Below are 15,528 nucleotides of genomic sequence, written 5' to 3' on the forward strand. Positions count from 1 at the left end.
TTAGCTATCGCTATCAGGGACGATGACGTGCGTGGGATCGGGTCGCAGGTCAGGGGGGGCCTGGCTGTAGTCGCCGAACGGGCCGTCGCGGTGCTGCACCGCGGCCCGGACGCCCTGGGTTTGGGCGGTGTTGATGAAGCCGAGCGCGTCGGGCGTATTACGCATCAGACCGTCCAGGATGCCGCCCAGCGTTTGGGTGGAGGCCAGTCCCATGTTCTCGTAGGCCTGGTTGACGATCAGCTTCTGCGCCTGCAGCTGCGACAGTGGGATGTGTGCCAGCTCGGCGGCGATCTCTGCGACCCGGGCCTCGAGGCGGTCGAACGGCACCGCCTCGTTGATCAGCTCGATTTCGGCGGCCTGGACGCCGGACAGCGGCCGGCCGGTCAGCGAATGCCACTTGGCCTTGGCCAGGCTCAGGCGGTAGAGCCACATGCCGGTCAGGTACGCACCCCACATCCGGCTATAAGGAGTGCCGATGACGGCGTCTTCACTGGCGATGATGATGTCGGCGCACAACGCGTAATCGCTCGCGCCGCCGACACACCAGCCGTGCACCTGCGCGATCACCGGCTTGGACGCCCGCCAGATCGCCATGAATTTCTGCGTGGGCCCGGTCGCACGGGCGCTGACCATCGCGAAGTCCTTGCCCGGATCCCACTTCCCGTCGGTCATCATCGACTCGCCCCAGTGCTGGAATCCGCCACCGAAGTCGTAGCCGCCGGAGAACGCCCGGCCGGCGCCGCGCAGCACGATGACCTTGACTCCCGGATCCCGCTCGGCGAGGCCGATGGCGGCCTCGATCTCGTCGGGCATCGGCGGCACGATCGTGTTGAGGTGCTCGGGGCGGTTCAGCGTGATGGTCGCGACCGGACCGGAGGTCTTGTACAGCAGAGTCTCGAAGTCGGGCATAGAGCCAGTGTGGGTTAGCCCTCCTCGACGGGCGGATCGGGTTCGCGATTTTCCGGACTCGACGCGTAGATCTGGTCGCCGATCTTCAGGTAGGGCGTGGTGAAGTAGGCCGTGCTCAGGACCAGTGTCGAGAAGATCAGTGTGGTGATGACGGCGTTCGGCCACAGTTGTCCCGTCCCGAAGCCGAAAAGGACGATGCCGAGAGCCGAGGTCCCCCAATAGAAGTAGCGGGCCTTGCGGCGCTGCGAGATGAAGCGGAAACGGGACTGCGCCCACCCGGCGATGATCAGGATCAGACCGGCGATGACCATGCCGAATTCGATGATGTCAAGGATCTTCACGGTTGGCCTCCCAGCGTCCGCCATAGGAACGAATAACTCAGGGCCGATTTGAAAGCGGCTTGCTCATTGTCCGCCGCACCCGCGTGCCCACCCTCGATATTCTCGTACAACCAGACCCGATGACCCGCGGCCTGCAGTGCCGCGACCATCTTGCGGGCGTGGCCGGGATGCACCCGGTCGTCGCGCGTGGACGTGGTGAACAGCACCGGAGGGTATTGACGTGTCGCCGAAATGTTCTGGTACGGCGAGTATTTGGAGATGAAATCCCAGTCATCGGGGTTGTCCGGATCGCCGTACTCGGCCACCCACGACGCGCCGGCCAGCAACAGGTGGTAGCGCTTCATGTCCAGCAGCGGCACATCGCAGACCAGCGCGCCGAATTTCTCCGGGTACTTGGTCAACATGATGCCCATCAGCAGCCCGCCGTTGCTGCCACCCTGGGCGCCCAGTTGCGCGACACTGGTGATGCCGCGGTTCACCAAATCGTCTGCCACGGCGGCGAAATCCTCGTCGACCTTGTGCCGGTTCTCGCGCATCGCCTGGGTATGCCAGCGGGGCCCGTACTCGCCGCCGCCGCGAATGTTGGCCATCACGTAGGTGCCGCCGCGGGCCAGCCACAGCCGGCCCAACACCCCGCTGTATCCGGGCGTCCTGGAGGATTCGAAACCGCCGTAACCGCCCAGCAGGGTGGGGCCGGGGCCGTCGATCGCGCGTGAGCGCACCACGAAGTACGGGATCTTTGTCCCGTCCTTCGACGGCACGAAATACTGCTTCACGTCCAGGTTTTCGGCATCGAAGAATGCCGGCGCAGACTTGATCTGCTCGAGCTTCCCGGCACCGGTGCCGCGCAGCAGCCGTGAAGGAATATCGAATCCGCTTGAATCCAAGAAGAATTCGTCGCCGGTGTCGTCGGCGGCCGCGATGACCGTGTTGGCCGCTGCTGGGATGCCGGCGATCGTTTGTCGCTGCCAGGTGCCGGGCGTGACGATTTCGACCCGGCTGGCGACGTCGGCCAGTGTCACCAGCAACAGCCGGTCGCGGGTCCACGCCGTCTGGTGCAGGCAGGTGTGCTCGTCTGGTTCGAAGACCACCTGCAAAGCGGCTGTCCCGGCGAGGAATTCGTCGTAGTCGGCCGCCAGCAGTGAGCCGGCTCGATAGGTAGCGGCGTCGAGCGCCCAATCGCTGCGCAGCTCGATCAACAACCATTGACGGTGTATCGACGTGCTCGCGTCGGTGGGCACGTCGATGCGGATCAGTTCCGACCCGCGTATCTCGTAGGTCTCTTCGTTCCAGAAGTCGACCGCGCGACCGACGAAGGTGCGTTCGAAGCCTGGCGTGCGATCGGCGCTGCCGGACACGCTGACGTCGGTACGCCTGCCGGAGAAGACCGTTTCGGCCTCGCTCAACGGGGTGCCGCGCCGCCATCGCTTCACGATGCGCGGGTATCCGGATTCGGTCAGCGAATCGGGGCCGAAGTCGGTGCCGACCAGCACCGTATCCGGGTCGGCCCAGCCGATCTGCGACTTGGCTTCCGGTAGCGCGAACCCGTCGGAGATGAATTCGCGTGTGCGCATGTCGAATTCGCGCACGATCACCGCGTCCGAGCCGCCGCGAGACAGATTGACCAACGCGCGGGTGAACTCCGGCTCGATGACCGTGGCGCCGGCCCACACCCACTTCTCGTCGTCGGTGCGACCGAGCTCGTCGACATCGATCAGTACGTCCCACTCGGGGGCGTCGCCGCGGTAGCTGTCCAGCGTGGTGCGCCGCCAGAGCCCGCGCGGATTGGTGGCGTCGCGCCAGAAGTTGTACAGGTATTCGCCGCGGCGTCGCACGTAGGGGATGCGGGCGTCGGTGTCGAGAACCTCCAGCGCCTCGGCGCGCATCCGTTCGAAGTCCGCCTCGTATCGGCCACTGCAGAACTGCGCCATCGTCGGTTTGTTGCGGGCCCGCACCCAATCCAGTGCCTTTTCGGCGGTGACATCCTCAAGCCACAGGTACGGGTCGTCGGGGTCGGAATTAGTTGCCGTCATGAAAGCCCTGTCATGGAAGCCATTGTGGTCCCAGCGGTAGTGTGAGCTGTATTACAGGTGAAGCAGAACGGGAGTCGAGCTAATGACTGTCTTCGCACGCCCGGGTTCCAGCGGGGCCCTGATGTCGTATGAATCGCGGTACGACAACTTCATCGGGGGTGAGTGGGTCGCACCCGCCAAGGGTCTCTACTTCGAGAACCCGACGCCGGTGACCGGCCAAACGTTTTGCGAAGTGGCGCGCTCCGACGAGGCCGACATCGACAAGGCGCTCGATGCCGCTCACGCAGCCGCCCCGGCCTGGGCCAAGACCTCACCGGCCGAGCGGGCCACGGTGCTGAACAAGATCGCGGATCGTATTGAAGCGAACAAGGATTCGTTGGCACTTGCCGAAGTCTGGGAGAACGGCAAGCCGATCCGCGAGACGCTGGCCGCCGACATCCCGCTGGCCGCCGACCATTTCCGGTATTTCGCCGCCGCGATTCGCGCCCAGGAAGGCTCGCTGTCGCAGATCGACGACGACACCGTCGCCTACCACTTCCACGAGCCGCTCGGGGTCGTCGGGCAGATCATCCCGTGGAACTTCCCGATCCTGATGGGTGCCTGGAAGCTGGCGCCGGCGCTGGCCGCCGGCAACACGGTGGTGCTCAAGCCCGCCGAACAGACGCCGGCGTCGATCCTCTACCTGATGTCGTTGATCGCCGACGTGATTCCGCCTGGTGTGGTCAACATCGTCAGCGGATTCGGCGTCGAGGCCGGCAAACCGCTGGCGTCCAGCGACCGGATCGCCAAGGTCTCGTTCACCGGGGAGACCACCACGGGCCGGCTGATCATGCAGTACGCGTCGCAGAACCTGATCCCGGTCACGCTGGAGCTCGGCGGCAAGAGCCCTAACATCTTCTTCTCCGACGTGATGGCCGCCAACGACAACTTCCAGGACAAGGCCCTCGAGGGCTTCACGATGTTCGCCCTCAACCAGGGCGAGGTGTGCACCTGCCCGTCGCGCAGCCTGATCCAGTCCGACATTCACGACGAGTTCCTGGAGCTGGCTGCGATCCGGACCAAGGCGGTGCGGCAGGGCGACCCGCTGGACACCGAGACCATGATCGGTTCGCAGGCCTCCAACGATCAGCTGGAAAAGATCCTGTCTTATGTCGAGATCGGCAAGGGGGAGGGCGCCAAGGTCATCACTGGCGGTGAACGTGCCGAACTCGGCGGTGACCTGTCCGGCGGCTACTACATGCAGCCGACCATCTTCTCGGGCAACAACAAGATGCGCGTCTTCCAGGAGGAGATCTTCGGGCCGGTCGTGACGGTGACGTCGTTCACCGATTTCGACGACGCGATGAGCATCGCCAACGACACCCTCTACGGCCTGGGTGCCGGCGTGTGGAGCCGCGACGGCAACACGGCCTATCGCGCCGGCCGCGAGATCAAGGCCGGCCGCGTGTGGGTCAACTGCTACCACCTGTACCCGCCGCACTCGGCGTTCGGCGGCTACAAACAATCCGGGTTTGGCCGCGAGACCCACCAGATGGCGCTCGACCACTACCAGCAGACCAAGAACCTGTTGGTGTCCTACGCCGACAAGGCGCAGGGCTTCTTCTGATGCGCGCTCCGGCGACCCCGGCAGGTGTCGTCATCACCGATGCCGCCGCCGACCTGCTGGCTCGGCTGCAGGACCGGCACGGGCCGGTGATGTTTCACCAGTCCGGCGGCTGCTGCGACGGGTCGTCACCGATGTGCTATCCGCGCGGCGACTTCCTCGTCGGGGACCGCGACGTGCTGCTGGGCGTCCTCGATCTGGGAGCCGACGGCGTCGCGGTGTGGATCTCGGGTCCGCAGTACGCGGCCTGGAAACACACCCAGCTGGTCATCGACGTGGTGCCCGGCCGCGGCGGCGGATTCAGCCTGGAGGCACCCGAGGGGGTGCGGTTTCTCAGCCGCGGCCGCGTCTTCACCGACGAGGAGAAAGCCCAGCTAGACGCCGTCCCGGTGATCACCGGCGCCGCGTATGAGCGAGGCGAGCGACCGTCGACTAGGGGACCGGTGATTGACGAAGCCGTGCCGGAAACGTGCCCGCCTCGTAGTCCGTGACTCAGTACCCTCGATGAGGTGATACCGCTACCCCGGCCCTGGCTGCTGGCCAGCGCGATGCTGATCGGCACCGCGGTCGGGTTCCTGGCGGGGGTGGCCTCGACGGTGCTGGTCCACACTCAGCTGCGGCCCGGCGTCGTCATCGCGCTGGTGGTCGGTCTGCCCAGTGTGATCGGGTTGCTGACGATCCTGTTCTCGGGGCGCCGGTGGGTGACCACGCTGGGCGCGTTCATTCTGGCCATCGCACCCGGCTGGTTCGGGGTACTCGCCGCCCTCGAGGTGACCTCCGGTGGCTGACAAAAAGGTCGACAAAAAGGTTGAGGACGACCGGGCGTCCAATCCGGGGACCGAGCCGTTCGTTCCGGATTTCGAGGACACCGGCACGCAGGGATTCGTCCCAGACTTCGAGGACACCGGTGAGCATTCGGTGCCGTTCGTGCCGAACTTCGATGACACCGGCGCGCAGCTCATCCCCGTCGCGGCGAAGACGCCGGCCAAATCCGAAGCCACGGACGCCGCGGCCGAGGCGCCCGCCGTTGCCCCCGAAGTGGAGCCGGCCGGTCTACCGGTGCAGTCCGTCACCGTCCCCGGCCGCTACCAGTACCTGAAGTGGTGGAAACTGGCGCTGGTGATCCTCGGCGTGTGGGCCGCGACGGCCGAGGTCGGACTGAGCCTGTTCTATTGGTGGTTCCACACCATCGATAAGACGCCGGCGGTCTTCATGGCGCTGGTCTACGTCGTCGCGTGCACCGTCGGCGGCGTCATGCTGGCGATGGTTCAGGGCCGGCCAATGATCTCGGCGCTGTCCATAGCGGTGATGTCCGGACCGTTTGCATCCGTTGCCGCCGCGGCACCCCTGTACGGCTATTACCACTGCGCGCGCACGGCTCATTGTCTGGTCGGCATCATCCCGTATTGACCCACGGTGTCGTGCGGTGAGAAGTCCTCGCCCACTAGGGTGGGCTGGTGACTTCTCACTATGACGTCGTTGTCCTTGGAGCTGGTCCCGGCGGATATGTCGCAGCGATTCGCGCCGCGCAGCTCGGCCTGAACACCGCAATCGTCGAACCGAAGTACTGGGGTGGAGTCTGCCTCAATGTCGGCTGCATCCCGTCCAAGGCGCTGCTGCGCAACGCCGAACTCGCGCACATCTTCACCAAGGAGGCCAAGACGTTTGGCATCAGCGGCGAGGCGACCTTCGACTACGGGGTCGCGTTCGATCGCAGCCGGAAAGTGGCCGAGGGACGCGTCGCCGGTGTGCACTTCCTGATGAAGAAGAACAAGATCACCGAGATCCACGGCTACGGGCGCTTCACCGACTCGCACACGCTGTCGGTCGATCTCAATGACGGTGGCAGCGAAACGGTCACGTTCGACAACGTCATCATCGCCACCGGCAGCAGCACCCGCCTGGTGCCGGGCACGTCGCTGTCGGAAAACGTGGTCACCTACGAGAAGCTGATCCTGACCCGGGAGCTGCCGCGGTCGATCGTCATCGCCGGGGCCGGCGCCATCGGCATGGAGTTCGGCTATGTGCTGAAGAACTACGGCGTCGATGTGACCATCGTCGAGTTCCTGCCGCGCGCGCTGCCCAACGAGGACGCCGACGCGTCCAAGGAGATCGAAAAGCAGTTCAAGAAATTGGGCGTCAAGGTCCTCACCGGAACCAAGGTCGAGTCCATCACCGACGGTGGTTCAGAGGTCACGGTCACCGTCAGCAAGGACGGTAAGTCCGAGGAGCTCAAGGCCGAAAAGGTGTTGCAGGCCATCGGTTTTGCGCCCAACGTCGACGGCTACGGATTGGACGCGGCCGGCGTCGCGCTGACCGATCGCAAGGCCATCGGGATCACCGACTACATGCGCACCAACGTCGACCACATCTACGCCATCGGCGACGTCACCGGAAAGCTCCAGCTGGCCCACGTCGCCGAAGCGCAAGGTGTGGTTGCGGCCGAAACCATCGCCGGCGCAGAGACTTTGGCGCTCGGCGACTACCGGATGCTGCCGCGTGCGACATTCTGCCAGCCGAACGTCGCGAGCTTCGGGCTGACCGAGGAGCAGGCCCGCGAGGAAGGCTACGACGTGGTGGTGGCCAAGTTCCCGTTCACCGCCAACGCCAAAGCGCATGGCGTGGGCGACCCCAGCGGTTTCGTCAAGCTGATCGCCGACGCCAAGTACGGCGAACTGCTGGGCGGCCACCTGGTCGGCCACGACGTGTCCGAGCTGCTGCCCGAACTCACCCTGGCGCAGAAGTGGGACCTGACCGCCACCGAGCTGGCCCGCAATGTGCACACCCACCCGACCATGTCCGAGGCGCTGCAGGAGTGCTTCCACGGCCTGACCGGTCACATGATCAACTTCTGAGCGCCGATGATTCGTGGCGAGACCATTCTCGGTGCCCTGGCGGGTGTGGCTACCGGTTATGTGCTGTGGCTGGTTGCCATTTCGCTCGTCGGCGACAACGCGACGGCGGGCCATTGGGCTCCGCGGGTGTTGCTGGGGTCGGTACTGCTGGGAGTTTTCGGCGCGATTTTGGGTTTTGTGGCACGCCGGCGCCGCAAGTACCTGTGGTCGGCGTTCGCTTTCGCCCTGCCAATACTGCCGGTGATTTTGACGCTGGCGGTGCTGGCCGACGTCTACGCCTGAGGCACTATCTCGGGTTGTCCAACTCGATGTTCAACGCGGATATCGTCGCGGCCAGCCCATCGTATTGCGTTGCGAGCAAGCAGAATTCGATGAGCCGGTGCCGGTCGAGGTGCATCGCGAGTTGTCGCCAAGTGTCCTCGCTGATGGACCGGTTCTTGATCAGCTCATCCGTCGCGTTCAGCAGCGCCTGTTGCCGGGCGCTCAATATCACCCGGGGTCCGTCGCCGTCCGGAGCGTCGGGCCAAGCGAAAATCGCTGCCTGCATGTGAGCGTCCAGACCGAATCGGCGTCCCATCTTCCGATGGTGCTGCAGCTCGTATTCGCTCGAACGCAAATGCGCGACGCGCAGGATCACCAGTTCGGTATCCATCCGCGGCAACCGGCCACGCAGCAGCCGGCCGCCGTAGAGCGACCACGCCCAGAACAATCCTTGGCGCTGACCGAGCGTGGTGAACAGGTGCATTTCGGGTGCCTGCAATTTGCGCGCGGCGCCTTTGGCGAGCAGCCAGTTGATCGGACCCAGCCGGCGTAACTTGGTGGACGACGGGATGCGGGCGAGCTGGCCGGCCGGCGTGCCGCTCATGGCTGCTTCACCAGGTACGGCGACACCGTGCTGCGGTGCTCGTCGAGATCGAGGGCGTGGCCCAATGCCGGGAAGGCCCGCTGCGGACAGTTATCGCGTTCGCAGACACGGCAACCCGCGCCGATGGGTGTCGCTGAACGGCCTGGGTCTCCCGACAAGTCCAGTCCTTCCGAGTAGACGAGCCGGTGCGCGTGCCGCAGCTCGCAGCCCAGCCCGATCGCGAAGGTTTTACCTGGCTGACCATACCGGGCTGCGCGGCGCTCTACGGTGCGGGCCACCCACATGTAGTTGCGGCCGTCGGGCATCTGTGCGATCTGCACCAGGATCTTGCCCGGGTTGGCAAACGTCTCGTAGACGTTCCACAGCGGACAGGTGCCGCCGCTGGAGGAGAAATGAAAACCGGTGGCGGACTGACGCTTCGACATATTGCCGGCTCGGTCCACCCGGACGAACGAGAACGGCACCCCCCGCATCGACGGCCGTTGCATCGTGGACAGCCGGTGCGCGATGGTTTCGTAGCTCACCGAGTAGAACGCCGACAGGCGCTCGACGTCGTAGCGGAAATTCTCGGCGACGTCGTGGAATTGGCGATAGGGCAGCACCGCGGCGGCGGCGAAGTAATTGGCCAGTCCCAGCCGGGCCAGCGTGTGGGACTCCTCGCTGGTGAATTTGCCCTCGGCGACCATGCTGTCGATCAGGTCGCCGAACTCGAGGTAGGCCAGCTCGGCGGCCATCTTGAAGACCTGCTGGCCCAGCGAGAGGTAATTGCTCATCTCGAGCGTCTTGGTCTTGGGCTCGTAGCGGTGCAGGACCGTATCGCCCAGGTCGATGCGCCTGTTGATGTGGACGCCGTGCACCTCGGTGAGCCGCCTGGTCAATTCGCGGGCCAGGTCGCCGCGGTTCAGCCGGGTGTGGACAGTGAGGTCTTCGGCGGCGGTGTCCAGCTCGTGCAGGTAGTTCTGCCGTTGGTAGAAGTAGTCGCGCACCTCCTCGTGCGGCATCGTGATCGATCCGCTGCCGCTGCCGTCGGAGTAACGCTCCTCGGTGGCGGCGGCCAGCTGCGCGGTGGTGAGCCGGTAGCGCCGGTGCAGGTTGACCACCGCGCGCGCCAGGGCCGGATGGGCGTTGACCATCGCGGCGACCTCGGGCGCGTCGACGTCGATGTCCAGATCGCGATCCATGGTCACTTCGCGCAGCTCGGCGACCAGGCGGGTGTCGTCCTGGGAGGCGAAGAAGGTCGCGTCGACACCGAACACCTCGGTGATCCGCAGCAACACGGCCACCGTCAGCGGGCGAACGTCGTGCTCGATCTGGTTGAGGTAGCTCGGCGAGATCTCGAGCAATTGGGCCAGCGCGGCCTGGGAGAACCCGCGCTCGTTGCGCAGCTGGCGAACGCGTGACCCGACGAACGTCTTGGACATTTGTGTCAGCTTACCGGGGTTGCGAAGAATGGGTTTGCAAGCTTGGCAAACACCAATGGACATCGTCGGGTTTGGCGTTTGTCCGCCGTCGTTGGCATGATTCGCCTCGGGGTCTCGGGCAAACCCCGGGATTCCACAGGTAAGGCAATTGGGGAGCGAAGTCGTGAGCCTGGACAAATCAATGATGCCGGTGCCCGACGGTCACCCAGACGTGTTCGACCGGGAGTGGCCGCTGCGGGTTGGTGACATCGACCGCACCGGACGGCTGCGGTTGGACGCCGCGTGCCGCCACATCCAGGACATCGGCCAGGACCAGCTGCGCGAGATGGGCTTCGAGGAGACCCATCCGCTGTGGATCGTCCGGCGCACGATGCTCGACCTGCTGCGGCCGATCGAGTTCCAGGACATGCTGCGGTGCCGGCGCTGGTGTTCGGGCACCTCCAACCGATGGTGCGAGATGCGGGTTCGCGTGGACGGACGCAAGGGCGGCCTGATCGAATCCGAGGCCTTCTGGATCAACATCAACCGGGAAACCCAGATGCCCTCGCGCATCTCCGACGACTTCCTCGAGGGACTGCACAAGACCACGTCCGTCGACCGGTTGCGGTGGAAGGGTTACCTGAAGCCGGGCAGCCGCGACGACGCTGCCGAGATCCACGAGTTCCCCATCCGGGTCACCGATATCGACCTGTTCGACCACGTCAACAACTCGGTCTACTGGAGCGTCATCGAGGACTACCTGGCGTCGCACGTGGACTTGATGCGGGAGCCGCTGCGCATCACGATCGAGCACGAGGCGCCGGTGGCACTGGGCGACAAGCTGGAGATCATCTCGCACATTCATCCGGCCGGATCGACCGAACAGTTCGGTGCCGCACTCGCCGATCGGCCTGTTAGAACGCTCACATATGCGGTCGGCGACGAGACCAAAGCGGTCGCGTCGCTCTTTAATCTCTAACCGGACAAGCGTCCTGGTAAATCGCGGGCTGACCTGCGGATTCGGGTTACTGACGGGTAGCTTCTGAAACGGTTCAGTTGCTGTACATCTTCGCAAAATTTGCAAAATCGACGCGGAGTCGTGGCCTAAATTGGCAATGGAAATGGGTGGACCAGCATCAACAGCCTGTGCCATGGTCGTGTTAGCACACGAGCGAAGTTGAGTCTTAATCATCGCAAGACGCGCGATGCGGCTCAGAATTCAGAATCAAAGGAGTAAGCCCAATGTCTGTTGTTGGCACCCCGAAGAGCGCCGAGCAGATCCAGCACGACTGGGACACCAACCCTCGTTGGAAGGACACCAGTCGCACCTACACCGCCCAGGACGTCGTGGCCCTGCAGGGCAGCGTCGTCGAGGAGCACACCCTGGCCCGCCGCGGCGCCGAGGTGCTGTGGGAGCAGCTGCACGACCTGGAGTACATCAACGCCCTGGGCGCGCTGACCGGCAACATGGCCGTGCAGCAGGTGCGCGCCGGCCTGAAGGCGATTTATCTATCCGGTTGGCAGGTCGCCGGCGACGCGAACCTTTCCGGCCACACCTACCCCGACCAGAGCCTGTACCCGGCCAACTCGGTGCCGCAGGTCATCCGTCGCATCAACAACGCGCTGCTGCGCGCCGACGAGATCGCCAAGGTCGAGGGTGACCGGTCGGTGGAGAACTGGCTGGCGCCGATCGTCGCCGACGGTGAGGCCGGTTTCGGCGGGGCCCTCAATGTGTACGAGCTTCAGAAGGCCATGATCGCCGCAGGCGTCGCGGGGTCGCACTGGGAAGATCAGTTGGCTTCGGAGAAGAAGTGCGGCCACCTCGGTGGCAAGGTGCTGATCCCGACTCAGCAGCACATCCGCACGCTGACCTCGGCGCGTCTGGCCGCCGACGTCGCCGGGGTGCCGACCGTCGTGATCGCGCGCACCGATGCCGAGGCGGCAACGCTGATCACCTCGGACGTCGACGAGCGCGACCAGCCGTTCATCACCGGTGAGCGCACGAAGGAAGGCTTCTACCGCGTCAAGAACGGCCTGGAGCCGTGCATCGCGCGGGCCAAGGCCTACGCGCCCTACTCCGACCTGATCTGGATGGAGACCGGGACCCCGGACCTCGAGCTCGCGGCCAAGTTCGCCGAGGGCGTCAAGTCCGAGTTCCCCGACCAGATGCTGGCCTACAACTGCTCGCCTTCCTTCAACTGGAAGAAGCACCTGGACGACTCCACCATCGCAAAGTTCCAAAAAGAGCTTGGCGCAATGGGATTCAAGTTCCAGTTCATCACGCTGGCTGGCTTCCACGCGCTCAACTACTCGATGTTCGATCTGGCCTACGGCTACGCCCGCAACCAGATGAGCGCCTACGTCGAGCTGCAGGAGCGCGAGTTCGCCGCCGAGGAACGCGGCTACACCGCGACCAAGCACCAGCGCGAGGTCGGTGCCGGTTACTTCGACCGCATCGCCACCACGGTGGACCCGACATCGTCGACCACCGCGCTGACCGGCTCGACTGAAGAGGGACAGTTCCACTGATCGGAAGCTGACCAGACGCAGAATCGTACGTCTACAGCCCATTCGGGGCGATGCTGTGTCTGTTCGCCGATGAAGTAGCGTAGGCCCCGCCCGGCGATCCCGGGCGGGGCCTATTGCGGTTTAAGACAATACGACTGGAGAAACGCAGTGAGCGACAAAGGAATTCAGCGGGTTGGGGTTATCGGGGCCGGCCAGATGGGGTCGGGAATCGCCGAGGTCTCGGTCCGCGCCGGCGTCGCGGTCACGGTGTACGAGACCACCGAGGCGCTGATTACCGCGGGCCGAAACCGCATCGTGAAATCGCTCGAGCGCGGCGTCAGCGCGGGCAAGGTGACCGAGCGCGAACGTGACCGCGCCCTGAGCCAGCTGACCTTCACCACCGACCTGACGGACCTCGCCGACCGCCAGCTGGTCATCGAGGCGATCATCGAGGACGAGGCCGTCAAGGCCGAGGTTTTCGCGCAACTCGACGAAGTGATCACCGATCCCGACGCGGTGCTGGCGTCGAACACCTCCAGCATTCCGATCATGAAGATCGCGGCCGCCACCAAGAACCCCCAGCGGGTGCTCGGCCTGCACTTCTTCAACCCAGTACCGGTGCTGCCGCTCGTGGAGTTGGTCAGCACGCTGGTCACCGACGAAGCCGCCGCCGCGCGCACCGAGGAGTTCGCCGGCTCGGTGCTGGGCAAGCAGGTGGTGCGCTGCTCCGATCGGTCGGGCTTCGTGGTGAACGCCTTGCTGGTGCCCTACCTGCTGTCGGCCGTCCGGATGGTGGAGGCGGGCTTCGCCACCGTCGAGGATGTGGACAAGGCGGTCGTCGCCGGCCTGTCACACCCGATGGGTCCACTGCGGCTATCGGATCTTGTTGGCTTGGACACACTCAAACTGATCGCCGACAAGATGTTCGAAGAATTCAAAGAGCCGCATTACGGGCCGCCGCCACTGCTGCTCCGCATGGTCGAGGCGGGCATGTTGGGTAAGAAATCGGGTCAGGGTTTCTACACGTACTGACCCGACAAGCGAAGTTTTTCCCCGCACGTCGCATCGCCGTCGTCAAAGCCATAAGCCCGCGTCAGGTATCATTTCCGCGGTCACCAACGCGAGAGGTATCCACTTTCCCATGACGCAGCTCAGGCCGTATTACGAAGAATCGCAGTCCATCTACGACGTGTCGGACGAGTTTTTCGCATTGTTCCTGGACCCGACGATGGGCTACACCTGCGCGTACTTCGAGCGTGACGACATGACCCTGGAAGAAGCACAGAACGCGAAGTTCGATCTGGCGCTGGGCAAGCTGAACCTCGAGCCCGGGATGACATTGCTCGACATCGGCTGCGGCTGGGGCGGAGCGCTGCAACGCGCCGTCGAGAAGTTCGACGTCAACGTCATCGGAATCACGCTCAGCCGCAACCAGTTCGAGTACAGCAGGAAGCGGATGGCCAAGATCCCCACCGACCGTACCGTCGAGATACGGTTGCAGGGCTGGGAAGAATTCGAGGACCGGGTCGACCGGATCGTCACCATCGGCGCGTTCGAAGCCTTCAAGTCGGAACGTTATCCCGCGTTCTTCGACCGTGCCTACAACATCCTGCCCGACGACGGCCGGATGTTGCTGCACACAATTCTGGCCTACACGCAGAAGCAGATGCACGAAAACGGCGTCAAATTGACGATGAACGACATCCGATTCATGAAGTTTATCGGCGAGGTGATTTTCCCGGGCGGACAGCTGCCGGCGGTGGAAGACCTGTTGAAGCTCGCGCCCGACGCCGGATTCTCGGTCGAAAAAGTGCAATTGCTGCAGCCGCACTATGCCCGGACGCTGAACATGTGGGCCGCCAACCTCGAGGCCAACAAGGACAAGGCAATCGAGATCCAGTCCGAAGAGATCTACGACCGGTACATGCACTACTTGACGGGTTGTGAGAACTTCTTCCGCAAGGGCATCTGCAACGTGGGGCAGTTCACCTGCGTGAAGTAGACAGCGGCACAAGCGGCGGGTCGGACGCGGATGTCCGGCCCGCTTTCGCTTACTTCTCCAGGGTGAACTGGTCGACGTCGGTGTAGCCCTGACGGAACAGGTTGGCGCAGCCGGTCAGGTACTTCATGTAGCGGTCGTAGACCTTTTGTGACTGGATCTCGATCGCCGTGTCCTTATTGGCTTCCAGCGCGGCCGCCCACATGTCCAGGGTGCGCGCGTAGTGCAGCTGCAAGGACTGGGTTCGGGTGAGATTAAAGCCGGCATCCGCAGCGTGCTCTTCGACCAACGCCGGGGTGGGCAGCCAGCCGCCGGGAAAAATCTCGGCCAGGATGAATTGGGTGAAATGAACGACCTCGCGGGTCAGCGGCAGGCCGTTGGCCCTGGCTTCCTTGAACGAGGGGCGCACGATGGTGTGCAGCATCATCACCCCGTTGGCCGGCAACACCGAGTAGGCCATTTCGAAAAAGCGGGCCCAGCGGGCGCGGCCGAAGTGCTCGAAAGCGCCGATCGACACGATCCGGTCGACCGGCTCGTCGAACTTCTCCCAACCCTCCAGCAGCACTCGGCGGGTGCGCGTCGTGTCGAGCTGGTCGAACGACTTCTGAACGTGCTCGGCCTGGTTCTCCGACAACGTCAGGCCCACGACGTTGACGTCGTATTTTTCGATGGCGCGCCGCAGCGTGGCGCCCCAGCCGCAGCCGATGTCCAGCAATGTCATCCCGGGCTCGAGGCCCAACTTGGACAGTGACAGGTCAATTTTGGCGAGCTGTGCCTCTTCGAGGGTCATGTCGTCGCGCTCGAAGTAGGCGCAGCTATAGGTCTGGGACGGGTCCAGAAAGAGGCGGAAGAAGTCGTCAGACAGGTCGTAGTGCGCCTGCACATTCCCGAAATGCGGCGTGAGCTGCACGGCCATAACGAAAAAAGCCTTTCTGTATCCCGAAGGCGGGGACGGATTGGGGATTGCCCATCGGCCTCCGGTGCATGCCCTGTGCATGCTATCGGGTTTCGACCG

The 15,528-nt window shown here is 64.3% G+C and carries 16 protein-coding genes; 10 read left to right on the forward strand and 6 right to left on the reverse strand.

The window, feature by feature from the left end; genetic code table 11:
- The 3 genes from MJO58_RS03645 to MJO58_RS03655 are packed head-to-tail and all read right to left on the reverse strand — an operon-like array spanning nucleotide 1 to nucleotide 3,283.
- Nucleotides 1-909 (reverse strand): crotonase/enoyl-CoA hydratase family protein, encoded by a 909-nt coding sequence (locus MJO58_RS03645; RefSeq protein ID WP_239722044.1) that lies wholly within the window; start codon nucleotides 907-909, stop codon nucleotides 1-3.
- A gap of 14 nt (nucleotides 910-923) precedes the next feature.
- Nucleotides 924-1,250 (reverse strand): hypothetical protein, encoded by a 327-nt coding sequence (locus MJO58_RS03650; protein WP_239722045.1) that lies wholly within the window; start codon nucleotides 1,248-1,250, stop codon nucleotides 924-926.
- Nucleotides 1,247-3,283, reverse strand: coding sequence for a prolyl oligopeptidase family serine peptidase (locus MJO58_RS03655; RefSeq protein ID WP_239722046.1), 2,037 nt, complete (start codon nucleotides 3,281-3,283; stop codon nucleotides 1,247-1,249). Before MJO58_RS03655 ends, MJO58_RS03650 begins: the two co-directional genes overlap by 4 nt.
- A gap of 82 nt (nucleotides 3,284-3,365) precedes the next feature.
- Here MJO58_RS03655 and exaC point away from each other — a divergent pair, with 82 nt between their 5' ends.
- From exaC to MJO58_RS03685, 6 genes are read left to right on the forward strand one after another with little or no spacing between them, the layout of a single operon-like run.
- Complete coding sequence (gene exaC, locus MJO58_RS03660; protein ID WP_090599683.1) at nucleotides 3,366-4,889, forward strand: acetaldehyde dehydrogenase ExaC; 1,524 nt, start codon at nucleotides 3,366-3,368, stop codon at nucleotides 4,887-4,889.
- Nucleotides 4,889-5,377, forward strand: a complete 489-nt coding sequence (locus MJO58_RS03665) for a DUF779 domain-containing protein (RefSeq protein ID WP_239722047.1) — start codon at nucleotides 4,889-4,891, stop codon at nucleotides 5,375-5,377. The genes exaC and MJO58_RS03665 overlap by 1 nt, the downstream gene beginning before the upstream one ends.
- Before the next feature lie 18 nt (nucleotides 5,378-5,395).
- Nucleotides 5,396-5,674, forward strand: coding sequence for a putative holin (locus MJO58_RS03670; RefSeq protein WP_090599692.1), 279 nt, complete (start codon nucleotides 5,396-5,398; stop codon nucleotides 5,672-5,674).
- On the forward strand, nucleotides 5,667-6,296 hold the full coding sequence (locus MJO58_RS03675) for a hypothetical protein (RefSeq protein ID WP_090599696.1): 630 nt from the start codon (nucleotides 5,667-5,669) through the stop codon (nucleotides 6,294-6,296). Before MJO58_RS03670 ends, MJO58_RS03675 begins: the two co-directional genes overlap by 8 nt.
- A 47-nt stretch (nucleotides 6,297-6,343) precedes the next feature.
- Nucleotides 6,344-7,741, forward strand: a complete 1,398-nt coding sequence (lpdA, locus tag MJO58_RS03680; protein WP_090599699.1) for a dihydrolipoyl dehydrogenase — start codon at nucleotides 6,344-6,346, stop codon at nucleotides 7,739-7,741.
- A 6-nt stretch (nucleotides 7,742-7,747) separates the two neighbouring features.
- Nucleotides 7,748-8,023 carry a hypothetical protein gene (locus MJO58_RS03685; RefSeq protein ID WP_239722048.1) on the forward strand — a complete coding sequence of 92 codons (276 nt, stop codon included), beginning with the start codon at nucleotides 7,748-7,750 and terminating at the stop codon, nucleotides 8,021-8,023.
- Nucleotides 8,024-8,027: 4 nt separating this feature from the next.
- Here the strand turns inward: MJO58_RS03685 and MJO58_RS03690 are convergent, their stop codons facing one another.
- Nucleotides 8,028-8,606 carry a carboxymuconolactone decarboxylase family protein gene (locus MJO58_RS03690; RefSeq protein WP_090599707.1) on the reverse strand — a complete coding sequence of 193 codons (579 nt, stop codon included), beginning with the start codon at nucleotides 8,604-8,606 and terminating at the stop codon, nucleotides 8,028-8,030.
- The gene (gene ramB / locus MJO58_RS03695) at nucleotides 8,603-10,027 is read right to left on the reverse strand and encodes an acetate metabolism transcriptional regulator RamB (protein ID WP_239722049.1); all 1,425 of its coding nucleotides are present in this window, start codon (nucleotides 10,025-10,027) and stop codon (nucleotides 8,603-8,605) included. Before ramB ends, MJO58_RS03690 begins: the two co-directional genes overlap by 4 nt.
- Nucleotides 10,028-10,190: 163 nt before the next feature.
- On the opposite strand from ramB, the gene MJO58_RS03700 reads away from it, so the two are divergent.
- The 4 genes from MJO58_RS03700 to MJO58_RS03715 all read left to right on the forward strand — a co-directional run bounded on the left by MJO58_RS03700 (nucleotide 10,191) and on the right by MJO58_RS03715 (nucleotide 14,516).
- Nucleotides 10,191-10,985 (forward strand): acyl-[acyl-carrier-protein] thioesterase, encoded by a 795-nt coding sequence (locus MJO58_RS03700; RefSeq protein ID WP_239722050.1) that lies wholly within the window; start codon nucleotides 10,191-10,193, stop codon nucleotides 10,983-10,985.
- 263 nt (nucleotides 10,986-11,248) lie between these two features.
- The gene (gene aceA, locus MJO58_RS03705; RefSeq protein WP_090599718.1) at nucleotides 11,249-12,535 is read left to right on the forward strand and encodes an isocitrate lyase; all 1,287 of its coding nucleotides are present in this window, start codon (nucleotides 11,249-11,251) and stop codon (nucleotides 12,533-12,535) included.
- Nucleotides 12,536-12,682: 147 nt separating this feature from the next.
- Nucleotides 12,683-13,546, forward strand: a complete 864-nt coding sequence (locus tag MJO58_RS03710) for a 3-hydroxybutyryl-CoA dehydrogenase (protein ID WP_090599721.1) — start codon at nucleotides 12,683-12,685, stop codon at nucleotides 13,544-13,546.
- A gap of 109 nt (nucleotides 13,547-13,655) precedes the next feature.
- Entirely contained in the window at nucleotides 13,656-14,516 is an 861-nt protein-coding gene (locus tag MJO58_RS03715; protein ID WP_090599726.1) for a cyclopropane mycolic acid synthase family methyltransferase, read from the forward strand.
- 49 nt (nucleotides 14,517-14,565) lie between these two features.
- Here the strand turns inward: MJO58_RS03715 and pcaA are convergent, their stop codons facing one another.
- Nucleotides 14,566-15,429 (reverse strand): cyclopropane mycolic acid synthase PcaA, encoded by an 864-nt coding sequence (gene pcaA, locus MJO58_RS03720; protein WP_090599729.1) that lies wholly within the window; start codon nucleotides 15,427-15,429, stop codon nucleotides 14,566-14,568.
- Nucleotides 15,430-15,528: the final 99 nt, after the last annotated feature.

The sequence above is a fragment of the Mycobacterium lentiflavum genome (assembly GCF_022374895.2).
Lineage (GTDB): Bacteria > Actinomycetota > Actinomycetes > Mycobacteriales > Mycobacteriaceae > Mycobacterium > Mycobacterium lentiflavum.